The organism is Brevinematales bacterium (assembly GCA_026415355.1).
GTDB lineage: Bacteria > Spirochaetota > Brevinematia > DTOW01 > DTOW01 > SKYB106.
The window spans coordinates 1-520 of the sequence record JAOAHF010000078.1; the positions used below are offsets into that span (position 1 = coordinate 1).

1 protein-coding gene is annotated in these 520 nt (G+C 19.2%); it reads left to right on the forward strand.

Features of this window, described 5'->3' with window-relative positions:
• Nucleotides 1–520: hypothetical protein (locus N2712_08125; protein ID MCX8029943.1), on the forward strand; the 520-nt coding region annotated here is incomplete at both ends.

A 520-nucleotide genomic window follows, 5' to 3' on the forward strand; every position in this document is an offset into this window, starting at 1 on the left:
GTTTTATATTTGGATATAAAAAAATTATTACATTATGCTATTAGCTTAGATAATATTGAATTTGTAGTTTACATTATAGATAACCTTTATATTGAAGTAGATAGAGAATTACTAATTTATTATAGGAAAAAAATAAAAGAAACTACAAAAGGAATGGAACAATATCTAAAAAAATTAGAAAGTAAAATTTATCAATATTCTAATTGCACAGAAGGATTTATACATCAAGGTATTTTTAAAGACGATATAGAATTATTAGATACTCTTTATGATTTAGGTTTGATATACAATGATTATAAACATATTATTACTATTGAGATGGCAGTTAAGGAAATAAGAAATAATCATAAAAATGAAATATTGGAAATGATTATTAAAAATTCAAAAGATAAATTAAACTTAGATAAATATATACAAGAAAAACTTATGAATCATTTAATAAACAGAAAATTACTTGAGAGTTTAAAATTATCTATAAAAAAGGAATTAATACAAAAACAAGTTTTACAAAAGAATATAC